Origin of the sequence: Arundinibacter roseus, assembly GCF_004348825.1 — a bacterium.
Classification (GTDB): domain Bacteria; phylum Bacteroidota; class Bacteroidia; order Cytophagales; family Spirosomataceae; genus Arundinibacter; species Arundinibacter roseus.
This window is the reverse complement of record NZ_SMJU01000014.1, coordinates 79,707-104,186: the sequence shown is the minus strand read 5'-3', so window position 1 is coordinate 104,186 and position 24,480 is coordinate 79,707. Positions and strand designations below refer to the sequence as shown.

The following is a 24,480-nucleotide window of genomic DNA, read 5'->3' as shown; positions in this document are numbered from 1 at the left end:
ATGAGAACTAATACCTTAATAATTCTCGTAAAATCCTCTAAGTTTGGTGGTGAGCCGATTATAAATAGGCTTGCTAAATTCAATAAAAAGCTGCTGCGGAGGTGGTGGCATCAATTCTCTGGAAGACGTCATTCGTTTTTGATCGGCAGTTAAAGCCCGTTCATCGCCATTAAAATTTCCCCACTCACAGACCCACGTATATTGTCCAGTAAATTTTTCCTGATTTACCACGCGTTTGGTGCCAAAATCTTTGATTTGCATATCCAATAAACCATTGGAAAGTACAGTTTTGCGGTTGCGCGTTAGTTTGGCAGTTACTTTGTTAAACACAGGTACTTTTTTCCCAGCCACGGTCGTTTCGCCTACTTTTACGCTATCCTTGCTCGTGACTACCTCTGTTTTGGATTCTACCAAGGTTTGGCCAACTGCAAAATCGTCAAACTGTAAAACCACCACATGATCAGGCCGAACCTTGTCTTGCGTGGCTTCATCGGGAGTATAAAAGCGAACAAATTTGTTCAGGCGGCGATTGGTTTGTAAAAACTCGTTCACCTGATTTTGAAAATATTCATTACTTAATTGGTAGGTGCGCGACGAAACCAATACTTGCTCCACCACAACTTTAAAAGAGCCGATTGCATACGCCTCATCAAGTTTGCGGTTTACATCCCGAAAATTGTTGACCATTTCATTGGCTTTTTCAAAATGAATAAATGCCTGACGGGCATTGTCCCGTCCGCCCTGATCAAGTATTTGCTGCCCGGCCTCGTAGCGGGTAGCGGCTGCCGATTGTCGTGCCTGATTCTCTTCATTAAAAAAGCTACGGGCAGATACAAGTCTTCCGCAAGCCGGGCAGTCCTGAATCGCATTGTACAGTGTATTCAGACGCGTATAAATTTCAGCGGTGCGTTCCTGCCGAAAGAGGTCGGTAGAAGTTTCGTTTCTTCGCAAATCACTTAGATGCTGCTGAAGCGCCAGTTCGTAGGCTTCTTTCAGAACATCAGCCGAAGACGAGCGGGGATTATCTTTTACTTTCGAAACAGCCAATAGCACCGATTCGTCATATTCGCCTTGCCGTAAGGATTTTTTTGCTGATTTGCACGACACAAGTATCGTCAGTAGCAGTAAACATAATACACTGAGAGAGGAAAGTTTTTTCATATACATGAGCCAAACAGAGAAGATGGTTAAGTTGAATGGCCCAAATTTCTGAAAAAATCATTTCATTTTCGAACGCTTCACTAAATAGGCCGTAAGAATAGGGTCAAATCCCTGCGCAATGTCTGCCTCAATGAAATCAATTTTATACTGACCGCATTTTAATTTAAGATCCTGATAAAAACGCTGCACAAATTGCTGATACTGCTCCCGCACCTGATTAGGCTGTACCTTTACTTTCTCGCCGGTTTCGAGATCAATAAATTCGTACGGACGATCTTCAAAGGCAAACTGCTCTTCGGTGCGGCGGTCGGTTACGTGAAAAAGCAACACTTCGTGCAGATTATGTCGCAGGTGTTGAAGCGCGGAAAAAAGCTGTTCGCTGTGTTCGAGATCATCAAACATATCGCTAAACAGAATCACTAGTGAGCGTTTATGAATCTTTTCGGCGAGCAAATGAATCACTTCTGCTACGGAGGTTTTGCGTAGCGGTCGTGGCTTTTGCAGGAGGCCTTCCAGTTCCAGCAGAATTTTGTGAATATGCGACGGAGTTGATTTTACCTGCGTCTGAATCTCAATCTGATCCGAAAACGTAGCTAAACTTACGGCGTCTTTCTGGCGTTGAAGCAAATGGGCAAGGCTAGCCGCAGCCATAATGCTAAACGTCATTTTGCCGTAAGTTTCTTCGGGATAATACATCGAAGACGACGTGTCGAGCAGCAGATGACAGCGTAGGTTGGTTTCCTCCTCGTAGCGTTTTACAAACAAACGGTCGGTCTTGGCAAAAACTTTCCAGTCCATGTGTCGGGTAGTTTCGCCGGTGTTATAAAGCCGATGTTCGGCAAATTCCACCGAAAATCCATGAAAAGGAGATTTGTGAAGACCGGTAATAAAGCCTTCTACCAACTGCCGGGCAAGAAAATCCAAATTGCCAAATTCTCTTACTTTGGCTAGATCCAGGGGGAATTTGCTCATAATCCTTAAAAATTAATACGAAACAAGTGCCCTAAGATACGACAGGAAACGAAGGAGTCAATCTACTCCTTCGGCGAAACTTCTGCCTGAGCGGCAGCAGGAGACACTTGTGAAGGAGGAAGCAGCATCAGACCGTCCACACCAACCACACGAACAATGACTTTGGCCACACCACTTGCCACCATTCCCAGTTCGCGGGCGGCAGACTTACTGAGGTCAATCACCCGGTTGCGCGTATGCGGACCGCGGTCGTTAACACGGACGGTGACTTTTTTATTATTGGAAAGATTCGTGACTTCGATGAGTGTATTGTGGGGAAGTGATGGATGAGCGGCAGTCAGTTCCTGATTATTAAAAATTTCACCAAAATAGGTTTTCCGTCCATTAAATTTGGAGGCATAATAGGAGGCCATTCCGGTTTGGGTTTTGCCAAGATGCTCTTTTATTATTGATACAGAAGGGCTTGAAAAATTGGCGATCAGAAAAATGAAGAATGCTTGAATGCTCATAATCAGGGGTTTAAGTAAAAAATTCTGCCTGATTTGCCTATGAAAGTGATACAGAAGATCAGGCGATCAGACGACCTATGATTGGGTACTTTTCTCAAATATAACGGAAAGCATTTTCAATTGTATATTAATTATTGTATTAGTACAATTTTTTTCCTGAATGATATAAATTTCATGAGAGTTATTAGTGAGTAACATATGATGGTAGTATCTCAAGAAATCTTTTTGTTACAAGCAATAAACTTCCTATTTTAGCGTTCGATTTAACCAAAATTGCTACAAACTAGTGGAAGACAGAGAGAAAATCTACTCAAAGCGGGTTCGGGCAGGAAAGCGAACGTATTTCTTCGATGTTCGCTCGACTCGTTCCAATGATTACTACCTTACAATTACAGAAAGCCGCAGACATCCGCAGGGAGATGGGTTTACGTACGAAAAACACAAAATGTTTTTGTACAAAGAAGACTTTGATAAATTTATCGATGCGCTTCAGGAATCTGTCAATCACGTAAAAACGGAATTGATGCCGGATTTTGATTTCTCTCAGTATGAAGTGAAAGCAGATGAGCTGGATGAGATTGGTGGTACTGAATTGAAATGGGAGTAGATTGACTCGTAAATCATAAAAATATCGCAGCCTTCGGAATATCCTTCCGAAGGCTTTTTAGTTTTTAGCGCACTATATTGTAATTTTGCGACTCATTTTTGCAGACCGCTCTCTAATTCCGTCTTGCAGAAGTGATTGTAGTATATCGAAAATTGTAAATAAACATACCTCATGAGTCTCCAATGTGGAATTGTAGGATTGCCAAACGTAGGAAAATCCACCCTTTTTAATGCCATTTCGAGCGGGAAAGCCGAAGCAGCCAACTATCCTTTTTGTACCATCGAACCAAACGTTGGCGTCGTGACTGTGCCCGATGAACGAATTGATGTACTTACGGGCCTCATCAATCCACAGAAAGTAATTCCGACAATCATTGAGTTTGTGGACATTGCCGGGCTCGTAAAGGGTGCTAGTCAGGGAGCCGGTCTTGGGAATAAATTTCTGGCCAATATTCGGGAAGTAGATGCTATCGTACACGTTGTCCGGTGTTTTCAGGACGAAAACGTGGTGCACGTAGAAGGAAAAGTGGATCCGGTTTTTGATAAAGAAATTATCGACATTGAGTTGCAGCTGAAAGATTTGGAATCGGTAGCCAAGAAAATTCAGCGCGTGGAGAAATCTGCCCGTACCGGAGATGCCCGCGCCAAAGCTGACCTGGCTATTCTGAATCACTATAAAGAAACGCTTGAAGCCGGCAAAAATGCCCGCAGCCTGACCTACACAGCCGAAGAGCGCGAAGGTGCCATTGGAGACCTGCAATTGCTTACGATTAAGCCGGTGATTTATGTAGCCAATGTAGACGAATCGTCTATGATTAGCGGAAACGAATATTCGGAAAAATTACGTGAGTCTGTGAAAGGCGAAGGTGCGGAAGTCGTTACGCTGTGTGCGGCCATCGAATCGCAAATTGCTGAAATCGAGGATCCGGAGGAGCATGCCCTGTTTCTGAGCGAGTACGGTCTGACCGAATCGGGGCTGAGCCGGCTGATCAAAGCATCTTATGCCTTGCTGGAATTGATTACGTACTTTACTGCCGGCGTAAAAGAAGTGCGTGCATGGACTATTCGCCGGGGCTGGAAAGCTCCTCAGGCTGCCGGAGTGATACACAGCGATTTTGAAAAGGGTTTTATTCGCGCGGAAGTTATTAAGCTTCCCGATTTGGTTCAATATCGCAACGAAGCCGGAGTTAAAGAGGCTGGGAAAATGGCCGTTGAAGGGAAAGAATATATAGTGAAAGACGGCGATATTATGCATTTTCGCTTTAACGTGTAAAGCTTGTTTAAATAAGAATGCCAAAAAAAGCGCCGAGCCATTGCTTAGCGCTTTTTTTGAAGGAGAGATATTTTAGACTTTAAAAATCATACCCCTGAACTCTCCCGGGCAGGTAGTCGTCGGTGGGCTCGGGCTCTCCACTATGCATAAGCGCCCGAAACGTACCGGCCATATGGATTAGATGATCGACTCGATAGTGGGCTTTTTTGAGCATCGCTACGTTGTGGCCTTGTTGGATAAGTCGCTGAAATATAGATTTCAATATAAATAGTTCATCCATATGTATGGAGAAGTCCCGCACAACAAACATTTGAAAACCTCGATCTTCTGTGTGGGGAAAATACAGGACAAGATGAAAGTCTTTTCCCACAAAAAAGGAACGTACATGATTTTCGTCAAAATCAGCGGGCATTTCACCATGATCAGTCAAACAGTCCAATATATCAGTCTCTTGCCGTGTAAGCAGGAGATTAGGAGTTAAGTATTGAAAATCGCTCGTTGGTTGCATGTTGTGGGTCGTTGATGATTGATAGTATAAAAAGACTATAATAATGGAGTAAATGTACTATTATAACTAAAATTACATAACTAATCGTATAAATAATTTTATTATTACAAGAAAAGCGTCTTGCTTCAAGCCAGGGTAGTTTTCTAAAAAATGATTCCAGTTGGATCGTTTTTGCCACTTTTGAAATCCTTTTTTTAGAAATTCACTAAAAAATCCGTCCGATTAGAGAAAAATCGGACGGATTTTCAGCAGAAATTATTTTTTTATTTCTGAAATAATGAATGGTATACTCGTACGAAATTCAGCGTCGGCGGTTCCACTCCACGGTTCTGTACCCAACCAAATGATCGGCACGGGCTGCGGGCGGACGATTATACACGAGTATATCGTAGTCATTTTCAGTAGCAGCGTAATCGCCCTCTATCAAGCTTTCATTGGCCTGAGTTTTGCCTGAGGGCAGCACGGTATAATTATAATTTATTACGCCCTGTTTTACCAAAATCACCGCCTGATAGGCCTGCATGTCGGCATTGTATTTCATTTCATTTTCGGCTGTCAGCAGCCATAGAAGAAAGCCACCGTTTACGTATACCTTGGCATCCGTAACTTCGGGAATACGCAGCGTAAAAACCACCGGTGTGTAGTCGGCTTCGGTGCTTCCCCGGCCCGATTCGCGCTGATCTACAATGTATTGCCCGTTCAGATCGTCCATTTGAATGTACGCTCCCCGCGCCCTCGACTCATCGGGCGAGAGAATAAGTCGGGTCGATTCATCACCACGGTCCAGCTCATAAATCCCAAATCCACGGGCAGCCAGGGTACGGCTGTCCCAGTAGCGATACTCGTTTCCGCCGGGGAAGGTATTTTCAAGATCAAAAAACTGATAGTCCAGAACCTGATCAAACGGACGCACCTGCGTGGGCTTGAAACCGCTGCGGGTCAGATTCCAACGGAAGTTTTTACGAATCACCACTTTCAGGTCGGTTTGCGGCGCAACTACCTGATAGCCCTTATGGTCAAGGCTGAAATCAATTTGCTGATCGGTTCGTTGCTCGCGGATTCCCTGCGAAAAACGGGCCTGAGCCGTAATCCGGACCTTATTTTCATATACCATAAATCGCCGGGTAAACACAGGCTTACGGTTGCGCTCAGAATAGACCATCAGGACATAATTGCCGGAAAGTTTGACCCGAGGCACCTCCATGCGGTAGTGGTAGTAGGGCACTTTGGTGCTGAATGATTGGCTGAATTGGGTGATGGGATAATCATTGAATTCATAAGTATATTCAATATCGTTCAGCACCGAGCGGCTCCAATCGGCATTGCAGTGAATGAGTTTGGCTCTAAATCCACGGTAATCAGCCGTTAGATCATCAAATTCCATCACAAGCGGGCGGTCTGTTTCCAGCGGAATAACGGGCGGGCCAATCAGCCGGCGCGGATCTTCTGGATCGTCTACGGCGGGATACAATAAAATTGTTTTTATTTCTTCACTATACACATAATCGTCAAGCTGTATGTCCGCAGTTTGGGCCCGGGCGTAGCTTCCGGCTAACACAGACATCAGGAACAGGGTTATTAAGATTCGCATAAAAAAATGAAATTTATCTAATGTAAGGCTTCTCTTCTAAACGAACAAACCGTTTTTCTGGTAAAATATCTTTGTTATTTCGGGTCATGCATGAGCTAATTTCGAGGTAAAATCAGAAAAATAATCCTTTTACCTCTAAATTGCTCCATCAAAAATAAATCCTTAAAGCAGTAGGCAAGGTATATTTTCACAGATAAAGCTGAACTGATTTTTTTCCTATGAAACTAACCTTGCTTGATAGTACGATCATTGTCGTGTACCTGCTAACCATGGTTTTCATTGGCCTACTCCTGAAAAAACAAGCCGAAGGAGGCAAAAAAAACTATTTATTGGGAGGCAACACGCTGCCGTGGTATCTGTTGGGTTTGTCGAATGCTTCCGGCATGTTTGATATTTCTGGGACGATGTGGCTGGTTACCCTTTTCTTTGTGTATGGCCTGAAAAGTGTCTGGATTCCGTGGCTGTGGCCGGTTTTCAATCAGATTTTCATGATGATGTTCCTGTCCATTTGGTTGAGGCGGTCGGGCGTAACCACGGGCGCCGAATGGATCAACACGCGATTCAGTGGCCGGGGGGCTGCCTTGTCGCACGGGGTCATTGTGGTGTTTGCCATTATTCTGGGCGTTGGTTTTCTAGCCTATGGATTTGTCGGGATTGGTAAGTTTATGCAAATTTTTATTCCCTGGGAAGCCGTTAGTCCACATATTCCTTTTACGGTTTCAGAGCGCTTTGTGCCGCACATATACGGTCTGATTTTTACATTTTTTGCTGTTTTTTACAGCCTTTTGGGCGGAATGGTGAGTATTGTCTGGGCCGATGTAATTCAATTTTCATTAATGGCACTTTCAGGAGTAGTCATTGGCGGCCTGGCGATGCAGGCGGTGGCTGCCCACGGCCTCGTGGTGCCCGACGGCTGGATGTCGCCTTTTTTTGGACTTCACCTGGATCTGGATTGGAGCCGGATCAACAGCGAAGTCAACCAAAAAATCACCGAAGACGGATACAGCCTTTTCAGTGTGTTTTTTACCATGATGCTCTTAAAAGGCATACTGGTAAGCATGGCTGGGCCCGCCCCAACCTACGACATGCAGAAAGTTTTGTCGGCCAAATCACCCCGCGAAGCCGCGCTGATGAGTGGTTCGGTGAGTTTGCTGTTGATGCCTTTTCGGTATTTTATGATTGCAGGCTTTGGCGTTCTTGCCCTCATTTTTTATGATCGACTTAATCTTTCGCTTGGAACGCGTCTGGATTTTGAGCAGATTTTGCCATCGGCTATTCATGAGTTTGTGCCCTCAGGCTGGTTGGGTTTATTGCTTTCCGGGCTTTTGGCAGCCTTTATGTCTACGTTTGCGGGCACGCTCAACGCTACGCAGGCGTATATTGTCAATGATATTTACCTGAAATATTTCCGCCCTAAGGCCGAAAATAAGACGGTTCAACGCATGAGCTATTTTGTAGGCATTGTGCTGGTGTTGATCAGTATGTTTTTAGGACTATTTGCCAAAGATGTAAACGATCTGTTGCAATGGATCGTGTCGGGGCTTTATGGATCTTACGTAACTTCCAATGTCTTAAAATGGTATTGGTGGCGATTCAATGGCAGTGGTTTTTTTTGGGGTATGCTGTGCGGTCTCATTCCGGCGCTGTGCTTCCGTTTTCTTTTTCCGGGAATTTTGGATCTGTACACCTTTCCTTTGCTGTTAGTACTATCCATTGCAGGATGTGTAGCAGGGACGTATGCGGCGCCTCATACGGATGTAAATACGCTCAAAAGTTTTTATCGGAACGTGCGGCCCTGGGGCTTCTGGAAACCAATTCATGAATTGGTAGTTGCCGAAGATCCTGATTTTGAGGAAAATAAAAACGTTCGCCGTGATTTGCTTAACGTAGCTCTTGGCATGATTTGGCAAACATCCCTCGTAATTTTTCCTATTTACCTCGTGCTTTTGCAGGTTGTTCCCACGCTCGTAGCGGCGGCGGTAGCAGTGGTTTGTATGCTTATTCTCAAAAAAACCTGGTTTGATCATCTGCCCAAAGAATCCTGAATTAAACACAAAAAGATTAGTCATCCCGATTATTCAGAATGACTCATCTTTAAGTAACTGTTAGCTTTTAGGTTATTAACAATTAGGCAATGACAATCACACTGGGCTACCTTCTCGCGTTTGAACGCTTCACTGAACACCTGACGTTTGCGGAATACAAATTTTGCACTTTTTCCGCTTTTTGAATCTGATTTTTCCATTGTCATAAGTTGATTTGTGGTCAACTTATTTCAGGCAATCACAAAAAAGCTAATCGCTAAATGCTCATAGCTATTCAGGATAGTTCTTCTACTTCCAGCATTGCCACTTCCCAGGCTTCAGTTGTATCGGCCAGTTTTTTGGTAGTATGCGCATATTCTGCGTTCAGTTTTTCCAGCGTACCTTTTTCCGCATAGGAGTGCGGATCTGCCAGTTTTTTTTCCAAAGTGGCTTTTTGGGCTTCCAGCTGCGTAATATTTGCTTCGAGTTCGCCGATCAGTTTTTGGGCCTGCCGCAGGGCTTTTTGATTATCTGGTTTTGGGGAAGGATCTTTGCGTGAACCGTTTCCGTTGCTTGCCTGCGCAGTAGCGGTTGATTTTTGGGGAGGAGCGCTGCTCACGATGGCCTTTTCACTCACAGCCGATTGCAATCCGCGTTCTTCCAGCCATAGTTCATATTCCTGATACGTGCCCGGATATTCCTTTATTTCCTGATCTTCAATATACCAAATTTTGTTGGCGATAGATTCTACAAAATAGCGGTCGTGACTCACCACAATATAGCTACCCTCATACTGCTGCAACGCCTGAATCAGAATATTGACCGACTGCATGTCGAGGTGGTTGGTAGGCTCGTCAAGCAGTAGAAAATTGGCTTGTGAAAGCAGTACTTTTGCCAGAGCAATCCGTGATTTTTCACCACCCGAAAGCACCTTTATTTTTTTGAATACATCGTCTCCGGAGAACAAAAAGCAACCCAAAACGGTCCGCAGTTCCGTTTCTGATTTTGTCGGATTGGCGTATTTTAACTCCTCAATGAGGTTGTGCGTCAGATTCAGCGATTCCAGCTGATGCTGCGCATAAAACGTAAAGGACACATTATGCCCAAGTCGCCGCACACCTTCGATTGGCTCGGTGCCTGCTACCACGCGCAATACCGTCGATTTTCCCCGACCGTTGGCGCCAATGAGCGCAATTTTATCGCCCCGCTCCATGCTGATATTGGTACTGTCCAAAATCACCTTCTCACCATATGCTTTGGAGGCGTCTTCCAGCTGAAACACGTGTCGGCCGGGCTGGGTCGTAAACTGAAAGCGAAAATGCACTTTGGCGTTTTCGTCAATCACTTCGTCTACCGTGTCCATTCTGTTCAGCGCTTTTACCCGGCTTTGAACCTGCTTGGCTTTGGTCGCTTTGGCCTTAAAGCGTTCAATAAAACGCTCGGTCTGACGAATTTTGGCCTGCTGATTTTCGTATGCTCCGCGTTGTATTTCGTTCCGCAGGGCTTTCTCTTCGATATAAAACGAATAATTTCCTGAATACAGATTTAATTTACCACCCGATACTTCTACGATGGTGTCCACAACATTGTCCAGAAATTCGCGGTCGTGACTAACCACAATAACGGCTCCTTCATAATTCTGTACGTACTTTTCTACCCACTGAATCGACGGTAAGTCAAGGTGGTTGGTAGGCTCATCGAGCATCAGCAGGGCGGGCTTTTGGAGTAAAAGCTTGGCAAGCATCACGCGCATCCGCCAGCCCCCCGAAAAGAGCCGCAGGGGCTGATCGAGGTCTTTGGTCGAAAATCCGAGTCCTTCCAGAATAGCCTCTGCTTTGGACTGAATAGTGTAACCGTCCAGTGCTTCAAATTCTTCCTGCACCCGCGCCAGCTTGTCTACCAGCTCGTCGCGATAATTGATCTCCATTTCATGAATGACTTTGTCAATCTGAATTTGTAACTCATTTTGCCGCTGAAAAGCCTGCATCGCCACCGACAAAATAGAGTCGTCGCTTTGGTAACTAAGCAAATCCTGATTTAGGAAGCCGATGGTACAATCTCCTGATTTGGAGATACTGCCTTCATCGGGTTGAAACTCGCCATTGATCATCCGCAGCAGCGTCGATTTTCCGGTTCCGTTCAGGCCAATGAGGCCAATTTTCTGCTTGGGCTTAATGTGCAGGGAGGCACTGTCATAGAGTGCCCGGTCGCCGAGGTAGTAACTAAGGTTTGTTATCGCAATCATACCACAAAGGTACGCTGAAAGTGTGAATTTTGGCCAAGACGGGCCTCAGTTTTAGATTGATATTCGGGGAAGTTTGCTTTTTCAGGTAGTTGTTCATGCTGCGCAAACCTGAATCCTGATTTCAAATGATATCCTTACTCAACAGATTTCGGTTTATAGCGTTACATTTGATAGATTTATTTATCAAAATCATTGACTTAAATTTTTCTCATTTTGAACCATCTTTTCCCAATTTTTCTGAAACTTGATAACCCCGATCTGCACCTGCTCATTGTGGGTGGTGGCTATGTAGGTCTGGAAAAAATAGAGGCCGTTTTGGGAAATTCTCCACAGGCTACCATCACGCTGATTGCGCCCGAAATTCGACCCGAGATTCAGGAGTTAGTCGCTGATAAAGAACGAGTTAAACTGATTTTTCGCCGCTTTGAAGATGCAGACCTTGACGGGAAAGACCTGGCGATTGTAGCTACTAATGATAAAGAAGAAAATAAACGCATAAAACAGGTTGCCCGCACGAAACACCTGCTCTGCAACGTGGCGGATACACCCGATTTCTGCGATTTTTACCTTTCATCGGTGGTGAAAAAAGGTAACTTGAAGGTCGCCATTTCGACCAACGGCATGTCGCCAACGCTCGCCAAACGCCTGCGGGAAGTGCTGACCGACAGCCTGCCGGATGATCTGGAAACCGCGATGGAACAACTAAAAGCGGTACGCGACATGCTTCGGGGCGACTTTGCCTACAAGGTGGAAGAACTTAACCGGATTACGGAGGTGTTGGTGAAAGAGAAAGTGGCAAAAAGTGAAGCCGAAAAATCTGAAAATCAGGGATTGGACTAAGCCCATGAAACCAATGAATGAAGAAATACTGCCGCTGCAGGGGCTCGTACTGAGCGGTGGCGAAAGCCGCCGAATGGGGCACGACAAAGGGTTGCTGACTTCGGCAGGGGAGTGTGCGTGGGTCAATCAGGCTGGTTTGACGCTGCAACAGGCCGGCGTGCCCGTGCACGTAATGATTCAGGAAAAGCAGCGAAAAAACTACGAAGCTGTAGTCCTGCCGGAGTTTAGTCTGCGGCTTGATTTGCCCCTGCCCGTTGGCGGACCGCTCAAAGGCCTGCTTAGTTTTCATGCACTCTTTCCAATGGCCGATGTGCTCGTGCTGCCGTGTGACATGCCTGCGGTTACCGTGGAGCTTTTGCAGGAATTGATCCGGTTCTATACCGATTTTCCGGAATTTGATGCCTGGATTTTTGAGGAAAATAAACGCTCACAGCCTTTTCCGGGCATTTACTCAGGCCGACTATTGGCGCAGGTTCAGCAACAGCTTGACGGCCAACTGCTGCCACATCATAGCTTGATGTATGTATTAAGTATTGGAAAAACAGCGTTAAAATCAGCGCCCGTGGGGCAAAGTGCCGCTTTCAAAAACTGGAATAGCCCCCGCGATCTGGAAACGAATCAGGGCGTGTAAATTCCAAATTCACGCAGCGCTTTCGGGAAATTTTCACCTTCGTGGCCCGAACGACTGAGTTTTACCAGCGCAAAGCGCTGCAATTGAGCCAAACGTATCCATTGCTGAAGCGTTGGAGGCGGGCAGTTCCATTCGAGCGCTTTTTGCTGCACTTCTTCGGGCACTTCACTTAGCGTGTTCCAGCTGTCGTGCACACCGCCCAAATCCTTGATTTCCTTTTGGCTGCGTAGTCGCACCATTGCTTGCAGGCATGCCCGATAATCAGCAATTTCCTGTGGAGTTTGGCAGGGTAAATTGGCCAGCAACTTCTTTTCTTCGGGTAGTAATCGACTCCATTCTGCCAGCTGCAATTTTTTATCGCAGGCATCCAGTTTGAAACGCACGATCATAGGAATGCAGCGCAGCGTATCGACAAAGTCGTTCTCAAATTCAAAATAAATGGCCTTCACACGGGTCGTTTTCATGAGTTCAGAAGTGAATATAGTAAAATCAACTAAGTTGTGCAGTACTTTCCAGGAGTTCAAAGGCCGATTTTGGCGCATCGCAGGTAGGGCAGAGGTAGGCAGGAGGCAGATGGTCAAAGGGTGTTCCGGCCTGGATTCCGGCCCGAACATCGCCGTAGGCCGGATCGTAGTGGGTCAGACATTCGGAGCAAACAAAAACCTCCGACATAGGCTGCGGTGCCGGGCTGAGGGCCGCTTCGGTTCGGATGCGGACGGGCGATTGCTTCTGTCGCTGTGCGTTAAATCTGCGGCATACATTCTCTACTTCGCGAGGCAAGTGGTTTTTTAGTAAACCTGTTTCCTGCAAAAAATAAACCCGACTGTTTGGGTTGAAATTTTCAGTATAGTACAAATCATACACCGGGAACAGCGACCAGCCTCGCCACGAAAAAAGCGCGCGTTTTCGAATTAATACCGAACCAAAAACTTCCGCTTCGGGACGAGTCTGAATGCCAAAGCACAGGCCAAAAGTGCGGGTATCGTTTTTCTCAAAATAACTTCGGATGTAGTTTTTTAACGCAATTCCTTCCCGGCAATGTTCGTCGGTTTGCCAGGCAAGCTCACTCGCCGTGTGTCGCACATTGATGTTGTGCCGCCCCAGAATCCGACTCCACTGCGGACGATTTTTCTCTTCAATGCCTTTGATAATCAATGACTTCCAGGGGGTTGTACACAGCTCGCCCAGGCGGGTATCCACGCAAAGCGCACATAAGTCGCGGAGGAAGGCGATGGAAAACCATTCGTTGCGGCGGTACAATCCCAGCCACGAGCGCTCGCCGTACCGGTTGAATCCTTCGTAGTAAGGAAGTGAAAATTCGGGCAAGTGTACTTCGTCAAAAGCCGGTTGGGTAATAAATGTTTGGTGTAAATGCACGGCTGAATGCCAATCCTGAATGGTACAATTTCCCGAATCTTCCATGACTTGTTCCAGCGCCTGCGACAATCGGGCAATGTCGGCTGAGTAGATCAACTCGGGCCAGCGAAATAAGTCGTTGGACTGTATTGGGCGTAGGTACAGGAACCAGAAATGAGGCTCGGAAGAAGCAATGAAATTTAGATTTCCGGTAAAAAATGGCGTAAAACTCTGATGTGAATCGGAGAGATTTATTTTTAATGCGGGTGTATGTTCAAAGCCGTCCAGCACGGTATGGTATTCACTTTCGCACAGCCACTGCCCGGTTCTGAATACCCCTTCGGCACAGTAGGAACTGATGATGTTAGGAAAGTTGTCGGAATCTTTTTCAAACAAAACCTGATTTGTCTCAAATTCTTGTTTCAAAAATTCCCAGTCTTCAATAGGTACCTGAAACAACAGTTGCTGCCGGGAACCGAAGCGGACGTCCGAAACTTTGGCTTTCTGTATCAGCGTAAGGAGTTCGAGTAGCCGACCCGGTGAAATGATGCCGCCCGGCAGGTTTATTTTGATTGTATGAGCGTCTTGCATAGTCATTTTTTATAAAAATCAGACTTAAAATACCTGTTCAGAAACCAGGCAATTTTCCAGAATAGAACGTACTTCCGGGCGACAGGACCCGCATCCGGTTCCGGCGCCAGTTTGCTGGCAAAGTTGCTTAAAATCTGTACAGCCTTCCCGAATCGCTTTTTCGATATTTCCCTGACCTACCGACTGACACGAACACACGAGTTTGCCAACCTGCGGGTTGCTTGCTGCGCCTGAACGAAGGAGTTGAAGCCGCTTTTCAGAAAGCTCTGTACCTCGACTAATCAGGTCACGAAATTCATTGAATTCATTTTTATCACCGACCAGGACAGCGCCTACGAGCTTGTCTTTATGTACAATACATTTTTTGTAGTAGCGCCGTGCCTTGTCCAGAAACGTGATTTCTTCGTACGTTGGGTCATCCGGCGGGGCCTCGGACAGGCCAATGCTGCACAGATGCAAGCCTTCCATTTTGAGAATATTGACTGATACACTTCCTTCGTACGGTTGCGAGAAATCACCGCTGATGACCTGCGCAATGACCTCCGCCTGCTGCTCAGCGGCCAGCGTAATGCCCCACATTTGTCCGCGCCATTGAGCGATTTCTCCCGCCGCAAATATATCAGGATCAGTTGTTTGCATCCAGTCATTGACCAGCACGCCCCGGTTGCATTCCAGCCCGGCGGCTTGTGCAAGTTCGGTATTCGGGATGGTGCCAATGGCAATAACAACGGCCTGACAGCTAATGCGTCGCCCCGATTTGAGGTGTAGTCCCTGAAGCGAGTCGGTGCCATAAAAAGTTTGAACTTCGTCGTTAAAGTATACCTCAATTCCCCGCTCTCGTATTTCCTGATAAAGCAATTCTCCTGCCAGCGGATCAAGCTGCCGTTCCATGAAGCGGCTGATGCGCTGCACAATGCTTACACGGACGTTCAGGCTGCGCAGCGAAGCTGCTAGTTCAAGCCCCAGTAAACCGCCCCCCACAATGACCACGTGCGGATCAGGGTTGGTGAGAAAGGGCGTAAGCGCATCGGCATCAAGGCGTGAGCGCATATTTAGTATGCCCTTCAATGCGGGTATTCCTTTGGGCATAAAGGCGCGGCTACCCGTGCCCAAAACTAACTTGTCGTAGCTGTGGATTTGCCCGTTGGTATCCGTTATAGTTTTTTGTGAACGATCAATCGCCGTTACTCCCAAGCCTTTATGAACTACAATTCCCTGATTTTCAAACTGATCTTCCCGTAGTTTGACGAGTTGTTCCCAGGACTGCGCACCGCTGATGTAGTCGGGTAGTAACACGCGGTTGTAAAACGGAAAAATTTCTTTGGAAAAAACATGAATTTCATCGCGCTGATTAGTGGCCCGATACGCATTAATAAATCCAAGGCCGGCTGAGCCCGCGCCAATGACGATTATTTTTTCAATCGGTTTTTCAAAAATCGCTACCTGAACAGCGGTGAATTTGAAATCTGGTTCTTTGGAAATTGGGTCTACCAGGCTATTGGTCAGGTTGTTGGCTCGGCCTAAAATGCTCCCTTGAATTTTTCCCCAGTGCATGGGTAAAAAACAAACGCCCGGTTTGGTGTCCTCCGAAAGCCGGGCTTTTACCCGCACTTCGCCCCGTCGGCCCGAAACTACCACCAACTGCTGATCCCGAATGCCTCGTGCGGCTGCATCCTGTGGATGTAGCTGCAATTCTGGCTGAGACGTATGTTGCTGGAGCCGGGCTACTTTGTCCGTTTTGGTCATCGTGTGCCAGTGGTCACGAACGCGGCCCGTGGTGAGCACAAGCGGGAATTCCGGATCGGTAGGCTCGGACCTGTTTTCATCCGGCACCGCTTTGATTTGCGCTCGTTTGTTGGGGGTGAAAAAAAGATGATCTGCAAAAAGCCTCTTCGCCGATTCCGCTGTTTGCGTAGGCGAGTAGGGCCACTGCACGCTGCGCTGCTTCTGAATTTCGACATGCGTCAATCCGCTGATATTGATGTTGGTATTAGCTGTGGTTTTTACATATTCCTCATAAACTTCGGCTGCCGAGGAATGATTGAAGTGTTCCTGAAAACCCATTTTTTGGGCGAATCGCAGGATTATTTCCAGATCAGGCAAAGCTTCGCCGGGCGCATCCATAAGTTTGGGAAGGTACGTGATACGTCGCTCGGCATTGGTCATTGTTCCATCTTTTTCGAGCCATGCCGCGGCGGGCAGTACCACGTCAGCAAAAGCCACCGTGTCTGCCCTCTGCGAAATATCCTGAACAACCACAAAACGACTTTTTTGGAGCGCCAGCTCCGTTTGCTGTACATCGGGCATACTCACCAGCGGATTGGTATTGATAATCCAGATCGCTTTGAGCCGGTCGTCTTTCAGGGCGTCAAACATTTCGGTTGCGGTCAGTCCGGGTTTGTGGGCAATGGGTTGCGGACTTTTCCAAAAGTTTTCCATAAAAGCCCGATGCTCCGGATTTGTGACGTCGCGGTGTGCGGGCAGGCTGTTGGCCAATCCGCCGGTTTCGCGCCCGCCCATAGCGTTGGGTTGGCCCGTCAGTGAAAAAGGCCCGTTTCCCGGCGTACCGATTCGGCCTGTAATGAGATGAAGGTTGATGAGCGAAAGATTTTTATTTACCCCAATCACGGACTGATTCATGCCCATAGTCCAAAGCGAAAGAAAACCTTTGGCCTGTCCGATCCAACGGGCAGCTTTCCGAATTGCCTCAGGTGTAAGACCGCAGATGTCAGCGGCTTCCTCCACCGTTCGTTGCATTACTCCCTCGCGGTAGGCCGAAAAACCATAGGTATGATCGAGAATGAAATCTGAATCAATATGACCATTTTCTATCAATTCACGACCAATCGCGTGGTTGAGTGTAATGTCAGTTCCGGGCCGAATGGCGAGATGCAAATCCGCGGAGCGGGCCGTGTCGGTAATTCGGGGATCTACTGTAATGATTTTTACCTGCGGATTAATGGCTTTGTGAGCTTCGATACGCTGCCACAAAATCGGATGGCACCAGGCTGGATTGGCCCCCTGCACAAAAAACACATCGGCCTGCTCAATATCATCGTAACAAATCGGCACACTGTCTTCTCCCAGAGAAAGTTTGTAGCCCGCCACTGCTGAGCTCATGCACAGACGAGAGTTGGTATCAATATTATTGGAGCCAATAAAGCCTTTAATCAGTTTATTAACTAAATAATATTCTTCGGTAAGGCATTGCCCTGACACGTAAAAAGCGACGGAATCGGGACCGTATTTTTCAATAAATCGTCGAAAAACCGTGGCGGTCCGTTCCAGGGCAGCGTCCCAGCTGACCCGCTGCAACGGCATGCTGCGGTTCATGCGCATCTGCGGGTACAGCAATCGATCGCTATAATCCATGGCTGTGTAGTGCAGGTTCATGCCTTTGGAGCACAAGTGACCTTTGTTGACGGGATGGCTTTTGTCGCCTTCCAGCGTCAGTCGACCGTTTGCCTGTTGCTGCACCACGATTCCGCAGCCCACGCCGCAATAGCAGCAGGTTGTTTTTACCGTTTTCTTAGATTGATCCATAAAAAATGTACCGTTAAAAATCCAATCATTTTTTTCGTGTCCGGCTTTTAGCAAGCGACTTTTAGCAAGCGACTTTCACCTCCTTAGGCTACGGCGAGTTCAGGTTCTTCGATCACTTCCTTTTTGGTCGTGAAGCGCGTTACGGCCACAATGCCGCCCACCAGTACCACGGCCAGGCCGATGTACATAAATGCGTCGGAATAAGTCAGCGAAGATGATTTGAAAAGAAAACCCGCAAGCACTGCGCCTACGTTGCCGCCTGCACCCACAATGCCACTGACGGAGCCAAGGGCTTTGCGGTTGACAAAGGGTACAATTGCGTAGGTAGTTCCGTTGGCCATTTTTAGAAATAGCGCAAAAATTATCATCGAAATAATAGCCATTGTGAGGTTATCGGTGAGCCCAAAAATGGCGATCCCCGCACCTTCCAGAACCAGCAGCCCGGCCAACAGCCAGCCTTTTCCCGCCATCCCGAACCGATTACCGACGTGGTCGGCGAGCATGCCGCCGAGCGCTCGTGCGAAAATATTCATGAAGCCAAACGCACCTGCCAAAAGTCCGGCGAGGGTGAGACTTGCACCAAATTTTTCGGCAAAAAACAGCGCCGCGACGTTGTCGAATGTTACCTCTATTCCAAAACAAGCGCCATAAGCCAGAAAAAGTATCCACGTGCGCGGGTCGCGGGCAGCCTCGCGCAGCGAACCTTCCTTGGTAGCTTTGGCGCTACGGGCCGGCAGGTCCTCAAAGTTTCCGGCGGGTGTATCTTTTGTAAATCTCCAATACAAAACGGCCATCACGAGCAATAGCACACCCGGCACAACCATTGCCAGCCGCCAGGCCGCTGCCGGAAGGTAGCCTAGCCCAACAAAACCTGCGAAAATGAGCGGCATAACCATGTTGGTTACGCCACCGCCAAGATTTCCCCAGCCGCCCGAAACTGCGTTGGCCGTGCCCACGATTTTTGGGTCAAACATAACCGAAGTATGGTACTGCGTAATGACAAACGAAGCGCCAATGACGCCAATAGCCAGCCGAAAAAGCAGAAATGTCTCGTAGTTATAGGACAAACCCACCGCCATAACCGGCAGTGCACATATTGCCAAAAGCGCTGTGTAGGTTTTGCGAGGCCCCCAGGTATCACACAAACGGCCTACCAGAACCCGGGCAATGACCGTAGCGGCTACCGAAGAGATGATAATGTTTCCGATTTGACCCTTATCCAGCCCCAAATCGTCTTTTACGATTTTCATCAAAGGAGCCAGGCCAAACCAGCCGAAGAAGCACATGAAAAAAGCCAGCCACGACAAATGAAAGGTGCGCATTTGAATGCCTTTCAGGCTGAATATTGATAATTTTTGTAAAGGTTTTTGAGAAGTCGTCATGATTTTATACGAATTTAATGGATTCAATAATGATTACTTGATTGCAAAAACTGTGGGGTGATATTGAGCGACAGATAGGCCCAATTGGCGCCGGTTCGGGTAGATGTCACGCCTTTGGCTGCCAGGAGTGTGGGCGTAGTGAAGTAGTGCGCGTAGCCTAGCTGTATGCCCACCGCAGGGGCGAGCGTGTAATTAAGAATGACGTCGATTTCACTGCCCAAAGAACGGTTAAGCTGAGGTGCATCGCTAAATGCAATATCATTTGGACTTCTGAAAATATGGTAGTCTACTGTGCCGGAGACTTTGCCGGAAAGCCGGTAGGTCGCATTCAGGTAGTAGTTGAGCAGCCCGCCTGAGCCGAACCCATTGGCCACGTAGAAATAATCCATTTGTCCCCAGAATTTATGAGGCGTGCCGTACAGCGGATCAAAGCGCTGCGAGCGGCTTGTACCCGCGCTGTTTCCCGAAAGAAAATCAACCCCCGGCCCGAGTTTCAGACGTGAACCAAAGTTATATAATGTACTGATTGACAAAGAACTGGCTCGTAATTTATGCCCGTCTTTGTCGTGGCCTGCCTGTATGTAAGCACTGCTCGTAAGGGTCAGATTTTTACCCAGCTGCGTGCTCAGATAGGGCCCGGCAGTGACTCGGCTCCACACACCGGTTGTCCATACTTTTTCGCCGGTTTCGGAAAGAGAATAGCGGTTAAAATCATCTTTCAGAGCCAGGAAAGACAGGTTTCCGGCGGACAATTTTTTTGCCAAATACAGATATTGGAGCGATTTGTACTGCGTGCCGATTCCGTTGGTTCCGGCGGGGTAGCCCGTCGGAATGCCGTTGTACGTACGACCCGACGAAGCCTCACGGTTCTGATTATACGCCACGCCTGCATGCGCTATAAATTCTGAGTGCTCAACCTTCAAAACTGCCGCATCGTGGCGGCGGGCCTGTTGCAGCCAATCCAGATTTCCCAACAGCCGACTATCGTCATACATTAGTTCCTGCCGCCCTAGTTTGAGCGAAACAGTGTAAGCAGCGTGGGTTTGGGTAGTATCAGTCAAATCGATTTCGGCCCATGCCTCGTGCAGCATCAGACCGTTCAGATCGGGCCGGGTAATGCGGTTGTTGGTAGAGGCGTCCTGTCCCCACACGCGTACATCCTGCAAGGTAGCCCTGAACCGCATCCGGGGTGCTTTGTATGCCATCAGAAGGCGGGTTCGTTGCGAGGTAAAAAAAGCGGGCGTTTGGCCATCAGCCAACGGACTGCCCTGTCCGTCGCGGAGTTCTGTACGGGTTCGTAGTTGGCCGCTCATAGTAAATTGGGCCTGTGTGCTTTCTGCCAAAAGCAGGAGCCAAATGCCGGCAAGTAGAGCCGGAACCATATATATTTTCATGAAAAAATAATCCTGAATTGAAAATGAAAATCAAAGGCGCGTCTATAAAACTCTGTAAATGAGAGTTCAGGCAGGTCAGGTCAGGCATTCAGCCACTTGCGGCAGTCCGATGCGGGCGAAAGTGATTTGTGTTATGTGCGAATTTTCATTTTCTTTGAATCGTTTGTGTTTAACATAGACAAATCCTGTAAGGCCGATCCATATGGTGCCCCCACACCGGATCGGCTTTTTTTAGGCCGTTACCGACCCACGCTGTACATAGTCGAGTACGTAGTCGGGATGTAAAGCCACCACGTCACCCACCACAATAACCGCAGGTCCAGCGGCCCCCACCGCACCAATCGACCTGCTTTTCAGTAATTCAGGCATCTCGTTTGCGCACCCAATCACGCAGTTTTCGTGCGCCCGGCTGCCATTTTGGATTACCGCCATCGGAATTTCTCCCCGACCTAAGGTGTGATACAATGAACAGATTTCCTGTATTTTTTTTAAACCCATCAAAATAACCACCGTTGCGTTCGAGCGCGCCGCAAGGTACAGGTCGTCCGTTAGTTTGCCTTCCTGCGTAGTGCCGGTCAATACCCAAAAACTCTCACTCACCCCCCGCCGGGTTACCGGAATTCCGTGTAAGGCCGGCACGGCGGTGCAGCTGGAAATCCCTGGAATAATCTCGCACGCAATTCCGTGTTGCTGCGCATAGTTAATTTCTTCGTGTCCCCGTCCAAACACAAACGGATCGCCACCTTTCAGGCGTACGACGTGGCCGCGCTTCCGGGCCAAACGCACGATGAGACTGTTGATTTCGTGCTGTTGAAAGGAGTGTCGACCGGCGCGTTTTCCGGTATACATTTTAAATGTATGCGCCGGGCAATACGCCAAAAGTTCTGGATTTACCAGTGCATCGTACAACACAACGTCGGCGCATTTGAGTGCCTTTACTCCTTTAAGTGTGATGAGTTCTCCATCGCCGGGTCCCGCCCCCACGAGTGTCAGCTGTGGTGTCATATCTCAGGTATGTTATTTAGGTGATATTAGAATTATACCATGAATAGTTAATTAATACTATGATTAACTATGGTTCAAAATTAAGGCTATAATTTTATAAAACAAGACTTTTGCCAAAAAATAGGGTGAAAAAATAACTTAGTTTGAAATAAAAAGTTAGGAAATTAGAAAAACACGGTTTAATTTTGATCTGTACTAATTGATAGAAGGCAAAGGTCATTCTTTAAAAAGTACAATAAAATTACAGGGTTATACTAATTAAATAGTTATTATTAACTATGAGCACAACAAAAACAATTCAGGTCGTTGTAGTTGGCAACGGCATGACAGGCTACAAGTTTTGTGAAAAACTAGTGGCTCGTAGTGAGGAGGGCTCGAAAATAGGCATTACGGTTTTTGGGGAAGAGCCGCGCGTAGCCTATGACAGAGTTCATCTGAGCGCTTATTTCGACGGCAAATCTGCCGAAGATTTAGAACTTGCACCCGCTTCCTGGTATCAGGAACGGGGAATTACGCTGTACTTGTCTGATCCGGTCGTTGCTATTGATCGCACTGCCCGGCAGGTTCGTTCACATCATGGAGTCGTAGTTAACTATGACTATCTGGTATTGGCTACCGGGTCGGGAGCCTTTGTGCCAACGATCCCGGGAGTGGACAAGGAAGGTGTTTTTGTGTATCGAACCATCGAGGATCTTGACCTTATTCAGGCTCACGCCCGCACGGCTCGCAAAGGCGGTGTGCTGGGTGGCGGGCTGCTGGGGCTTGAAGCCGCAAAAGCGCTCCTGGACCTGGGGTTGCAGCAGACGCACGTCATTGAGTTTGCATCCCGGCTGATGCCCCGTCAAATCGACGAGGCCGGTTCAGACATTCTGAAAGAACAGCTGCAACAGCTGGGCCTGCATATGCATCTGTCCAAAAGCACGCGGGAAATTACTGGTGAGAAAAAAATAGACGGGCTGCTGTTTGACGACAATCAACGGTTGGATCTGGATATGCTGGTCATTTCGGCAGGCATTCGCCCGCGCGACGAGCTCGCCAAAGCAGCCGGGCTGGCCACGCATCCGCGCGGTGGTATCGTAGTCAACGAATCGTTACAAACGTCCGATCCGGCCATTTTCGCCATTGGCGAATGCGCCCTTGTGCACCAAATGATCTATGGTTTGGTAGCGCCCGGATACGAAATGGCCGAGGTTGTGGCCGCTCAACTTACGGGAAAAACCAAGGAGTTTAAGCCGTTTGATATGTCCACCAAACTCAAATTGATCGGGGTCGATGTAGCAAGTTTTGGCGATCCTTTTTTGAGCGAACCCGCCTGTCGTACCATTCGCTATGAGAATAAAGCCAAAGGGATTTATAAACGAATGAACCTGTCGACCGATGGTAAATACCTGCTCGGCGGCATTTTGGTAGGCGATGCGTCGCAGTACAACATGCTGCTTCAAACCTACAAAAACGCTATTTTGCTTCCTCCAAATCCCGAAGATCTGATGCTCGGCAGTCGGGGAGGCGAGGCAGAGGAAGCCGGTGCCGGTGTGCTGTCACTACCCGACGATGCTCTGATTTGTTCCTGCGAAGGAATTACCAAAGGTATGATTTGCGAACAGGTAGAAACGCACGGACAAACGTCGGTGGAAGCACTCAAAAAAAGCATCAAAGCCTGCACAGGCTGCGGTGGCTGCACGCCGATGGTGAAGGATTTGATTCATGCCGTCATGAAAAAGCAGGGCATTTATGTCCGTAATCTTATTTGTGAACATTTTGACTATACCCGGCAGGAATTACTCGATTTGGTAAAACTCAATGACCTGCGCACCTACAATAGCGTTTTGGATCATTTTGGAAAAGGCGATGGCTGCGAAGTCTGCAAACCACTTGTGGCGTCGGTGCTGGCAAGTGCCTGGAACGAAAATGTACTGGCTAACAACCTCGCTCCCGTGCAGGATTCCAACGACCGTTTTCTGGCCAATATTCAGAAAGGTGGCACGTATTCCGTTGTGCCGCGTATTCCGGGCGGAGAAATAACGCCGGAAAAACTGATCGTTATTGGTGAAGTTGCTCAAAAATATGGGCTGTATACCAAAATTACCGGCGGACAGCGTATTGATCTTTTCGGGGCTCATGTAGGCGACTTGCCCGCTATTTGGGAAACGCTCATTGCCGCTGGCTTTGAAAGCGGACATGCCTACGGCAAAGCGCTGCGAACCGTCAAAAGTTGCGTTGGCTCTACCTGGTGTCGGTTTGGTGTGCAGGATTCGGTGAGTTTTGCCATCGAAATCGAAAATCGCTACAAGGGAATCCGCTCGCCGCACAAGCTCAAATCGGCTGTTTCGGGCTGTATTCGGGAGTGTGCCGAAGCGCAAAGCAAGGATTTTGGAATTATTGCCACCGAAAAAGGCTGGAATCTTTACGTTTGCGGCAACGGTGGCTCAAAACCGCAGCATGCGCAACTTCTGGCTACTGATGTAGACAAAGAAATGTGCGTCCGACTCATTGACCGTTTCCTGATGTTTTATATCAAAACCGCCGACCCGCTTACGCGAACCGCTACCTGGCTCAACAAAATGGAAGGGGGAATGGCCTACCTCAAATCGGTAGTGGTTGACGATGCGCTTGGCATTGCAGCATCGCTGGAAGCAGATATGCAAAAGCTTATTGATGTATACCGCTGCGAGTGGAAAGAGGTGGTAGAAACGCCCGAGTTACGGCGGCATTTTTCTCACTTCGTCAATGCCCCCGCAGAAAAAGATCCTACCGTTGGATTTGATGAACTTCGGGGACAAAAAAAGGCCAAAGAATGGGCCGTTTCCTGATTAGATGTTTACTAAAAACTCACGTGGAAAAAATTAACA

General features: G+C 47.7%; 18 protein-coding genes. 6 read left to right on the top strand and 12 right to left on the bottom strand.

Annotated elements, in window-relative coordinates:
* Nucleotides 1-15: 15 nt before the first annotated feature.
* From EZE20_RS19565 to EZE20_RS19555, 3 genes are all read right to left on the bottom strand, one after another.
* The gene (locus EZE20_RS19565) at nucleotides 16-1,161 is read right to left on the bottom strand and encodes a hypothetical protein (protein WP_132120882.1); all 1,146 of its coding nucleotides are present in this window, start codon (nucleotides 1,159-1,161) and stop codon (nucleotides 16-18) included.
* Nucleotides 1,162-1,218: 57 nt separating this feature from the next.
* A complete protein-coding gene (locus EZE20_RS19560) occupies nucleotides 1,219-2,133 on the bottom strand; it encodes a DUF58 domain-containing protein (RefSeq protein ID WP_132120880.1) in 915 nt (304 codons plus the stop codon).
* A gap of 62 nt (nucleotides 2,134-2,195) precedes the next feature.
* Nucleotides 2,196-2,642: a septal ring lytic transglycosylase RlpA family protein gene (locus EZE20_RS19555; RefSeq protein ID WP_132120878.1), complete on the bottom strand. Its 447-nt coding sequence runs from the start codon at nucleotides 2,640-2,642 to the stop codon at nucleotides 2,196-2,198.
* 286 nt (nucleotides 2,643-2,928) lie between these two features.
* On the opposite strand from EZE20_RS19555, the gene EZE20_RS19550 reads away from it, so the two are divergent.
* Both EZE20_RS19550 and ychF read left to right on the top strand, forming a co-directional pair.
* Nucleotides 2,929-3,249 (top strand): DUF3276 family protein, encoded by a 321-nt coding sequence (locus EZE20_RS19550; protein ID WP_132120876.1) that lies wholly within the window; start codon nucleotides 2,929-2,931, stop codon nucleotides 3,247-3,249.
* A 171-nt stretch (nucleotides 3,250-3,420) separates the two neighbouring features.
* Entirely contained in the window at nucleotides 3,421-4,521 is a 1,101-nt protein-coding gene (gene ychF / locus EZE20_RS19545) for a redox-regulated ATPase YchF (RefSeq protein ID WP_132120874.1), read from the top strand.
* Between the two features lie 79 nt (nucleotides 4,522-4,600).
* On the opposite strand, the gene EZE20_RS19540 is transcribed toward ychF, so the two are convergent.
* Nucleotides 4,601-5,029, bottom strand: a complete 429-nt coding sequence (locus tag EZE20_RS19540; RefSeq protein WP_132120872.1) for a hypothetical protein — start codon at nucleotides 5,027-5,029, stop codon at nucleotides 4,601-4,603.
* 301 nt (nucleotides 5,030-5,330) lie between these two features.
* Entirely contained in the window at nucleotides 5,331-6,620 is a 1,290-nt protein-coding gene (locus tag EZE20_RS19535; protein ID WP_132120870.1) for a type IX secretion system plug protein, read from the bottom strand.
* Between the two features lie 218 nt (nucleotides 6,621-6,838).
* Between EZE20_RS19535 and EZE20_RS19530 the strand changes: the two genes are divergently transcribed.
* On the top strand, nucleotides 6,839-8,665 hold the full coding sequence (locus EZE20_RS19530; protein WP_132120868.1) for a sodium:solute symporter family protein: 1,827 nt from the start codon (nucleotides 6,839-6,841) through the stop codon (nucleotides 8,663-8,665).
* 274 nt (nucleotides 8,666-8,939) lie between these two features.
* Here the strand turns inward: EZE20_RS19530 and EZE20_RS19525 are convergent, their stop codons facing one another.
* Nucleotides 8,940-10,889 (bottom strand): ABC-F family ATP-binding cassette domain-containing protein, encoded by a 1,950-nt coding sequence (locus tag EZE20_RS19525; protein WP_132120866.1) that lies wholly within the window; start codon nucleotides 10,887-10,889, stop codon nucleotides 8,940-8,942.
* A 213-nt stretch (nucleotides 10,890-11,102) separates the two neighbouring features.
* Between EZE20_RS19525 and EZE20_RS19520 the strand changes: the two genes are divergently transcribed.
* Nucleotides 11,103-11,729, top strand: a complete 627-nt coding sequence (locus EZE20_RS19520) for a precorrin-2 dehydrogenase/sirohydrochlorin ferrochelatase family protein (protein ID WP_132120864.1) — start codon at nucleotides 11,103-11,105, stop codon at nucleotides 11,727-11,729.
* A 13-nt stretch (nucleotides 11,730-11,742) separates the two neighbouring features.
* Nucleotides 11,743-12,360, top strand: coding sequence for a molybdenum cofactor guanylyltransferase (locus tag EZE20_RS19515; RefSeq protein ID WP_165933534.1), 618 nt, complete (start codon nucleotides 11,743-11,745; stop codon nucleotides 12,358-12,360).
* Here EZE20_RS19515 and EZE20_RS19510 read toward each other — a convergent pair.
* The 6 genes from EZE20_RS19510 to cobA form a co-directional block, all read right to left on the bottom strand.
* Nucleotides 12,348-12,824 (bottom strand): nitrate reductase associated protein, encoded by a 477-nt coding sequence (locus tag EZE20_RS19510; RefSeq protein ID WP_132120860.1) that lies wholly within the window; start codon nucleotides 12,822-12,824, stop codon nucleotides 12,348-12,350. The genes EZE20_RS19515 and EZE20_RS19510 overlap by 13 nt on opposite strands.
* Before the next feature lie 25 nt (nucleotides 12,825-12,849).
* Nucleotides 12,850-14,307: a rubredoxin gene (locus tag EZE20_RS19505; protein WP_132120858.1), complete on the bottom strand. Its 1,458-nt coding sequence runs from the start codon at nucleotides 14,305-14,307 to the stop codon at nucleotides 12,850-12,852.
* A gap of 24 nt (nucleotides 14,308-14,331) precedes the next feature.
* On the bottom strand, nucleotides 14,332-17,850 hold the full coding sequence (locus EZE20_RS19500; RefSeq protein WP_132120856.1) for a nitrate reductase: 3,519 nt from the start codon (nucleotides 17,848-17,850) through the stop codon (nucleotides 14,332-14,334).
* 83 nt (nucleotides 17,851-17,933) lie between these two features.
* Nucleotides 17,934-19,232, bottom strand: a complete 1,299-nt coding sequence (locus EZE20_RS19495; protein WP_132120854.1) for a NarK family nitrate/nitrite MFS transporter — start codon at nucleotides 19,230-19,232, stop codon at nucleotides 17,934-17,936.
* Between the two features lie 23 nt (nucleotides 19,233-19,255).
* Nucleotides 19,256-20,626, bottom strand: coding sequence for an alginate export family protein (locus EZE20_RS19490; RefSeq protein ID WP_132120852.1), 1,371 nt, complete (start codon nucleotides 20,624-20,626; stop codon nucleotides 19,256-19,258).
* Between the two features lie 231 nt (nucleotides 20,627-20,857).
* Nucleotides 20,858-21,631, bottom strand: a complete 774-nt coding sequence (gene cobA, locus EZE20_RS19485; RefSeq protein WP_132120850.1) for a uroporphyrinogen-III C-methyltransferase — start codon at nucleotides 21,629-21,631, stop codon at nucleotides 20,858-20,860.
* A gap of 278 nt (nucleotides 21,632-21,909) precedes the next feature.
* On the opposite strand from cobA, the gene nirB reads away from it, so the two are divergent.
* Nucleotides 21,910-24,441 (top strand): nitrite reductase large subunit NirB, encoded by a 2,532-nt coding sequence (gene nirB / locus EZE20_RS19480; protein WP_132120848.1) that lies wholly within the window; start codon nucleotides 21,910-21,912, stop codon nucleotides 24,439-24,441.
* Nucleotides 24,442-24,480: the final 39 nt, after the last annotated feature.